This window comes from Roseovarius sp. YIN77 (genome assembly GCF_057219155.1).
Genome location: NZ_JBXVVI010000053.1, coordinates 1 through 1353 on the forward strand (window position 1 = coordinate 1; position 1353 = coordinate 1353).

Below are 1353 nucleotides of genomic sequence, written 5' to 3' on the forward strand. Positions count from 1 at the left end.
AGCCTGTCAGGCTCCACCCCCGGCGAGGACGGCTATGGCCGCGTCTTCCTGGGCATGGACTTCGCCAATGGCGGGTTTGAACTGGGCTATGACAGCAACGAAGAGCTGAGCGCCACCGCGAGTTACAGCTGGCGGTTCTGAGCTGGGTGTCAGGGGCAGTCACATCTGGCCCTAGGGTACTGTCAAAAAAACTTGAGTTGAAGCGGGTAGGGCATTGAACTAGCGTCCAGCCATGACGAAAACATCCACATTTAAGTATTTTAAGACGAGCCCGGAAACCATTACCCTGGCGGTAATGCTATATGTCAGGCTTCCACTTTCACTTCGAAACGTTGAAGATTTGCTTCACGAACGAGGTATAGATGTGAGCCACGAAGCGGTTCGTTTCTGGTGGCATCGCTTCGGTCCGAAGTTTGCGTCAGAGATCAAAAAGCGGCACATAGCGGGCATGTGCTCCAGCAAGTGGCGGCGGCATCTGGATGAAATGTTCGTGCAGATAAATGGAGAGCGACACTATCGATGGCGAGCTATGGATCACGAAGAGGAAGTGCTTGAAAGCTTTGTCACTAAGAAGCGTGACAAGAAAGTTGCCCTAAAATTCTTATGAAGAGTAATGCGTAAACATGGTCAACCGGATGAAATCGTGACCGATCGATTGCGATCATACGGTGCTGCACTGAAAGTCATTGGTAAATCGGATTGAACCGTCCCGATTTTCCCGGAGGCTGATTGCTCCGTTTCACGCAACTTTGTCGAACTCATTGCACTGTTCATAGAACTTCTCCTCGGCCTCTGCTGGCGGGATGTTTCCGATGGGTTGCAGCAGACGGCGGTTGTTGAACCAATCGACCCATTTCAGGGTTTCCCATTCGACGGCATCGGCTGATTTCCACGACCCCAGCCGGTGAATGGTCTCGGCAAGCGCGTTCAGCGCATTCAAATGATCCCCCAGAAAATTTTATCCGCTGCGCGGACCTTCTGAACTCATAACTGGGCTTGTCACGGTTTTATGCCGCTCCGATTGCTCAATTAAGTGGCCTTTCATTACAAGGCCAAGAGTCTTTTCCATCCCTGGGCTGAGTGTTGGCGCAGATTGTAGAAGCCGTTGATGTATTTGAAGATGATCTTTCACGTTCTCTCACTCGCTTTTTTTCGGTAGCGTTGAAGATAGAAAATCTCATTGTGGTATATTTTCTGTGCCTGTAGCTATTTAATCTATATTTGAATCTAGGGCCTGTTAACACTTAATCATGTCCACGATGAGAGCGAAGTTGAGGAAAGCTTGGTACATGACATCCAGTTTTTAAACCTTGAGAAGATGCGGCGATAGCCCTTCAACCTTCGAAACAGGCG

At 49.7% G+C, this 1353-nt stretch carries 2 pseudogenes; one reads left to right on the forward strand and one right to left on the reverse strand.

The window, feature by feature from the left end:
- Positions 1 to 232: 232 nt before the first annotated feature.
- Positions 233 to 697 (forward strand): annotated as a pseudogene (locus tag AC2D8P_RS16545) (IS6 family transposase); the annotation flags it as partial.
- A 42-nt stretch (positions 698 to 739) separates the two neighbouring features.
- On the opposite strand, the pseudogene AC2D8P_RS16550 reads toward AC2D8P_RS16545, so the two are convergent.
- Positions 740 to 931: pseudogene (locus tag AC2D8P_RS16550) on the reverse strand (IS3 family transposase); the annotation flags it as partial.
- Positions 932 to 1353 lie beyond the last annotated feature (422 nt).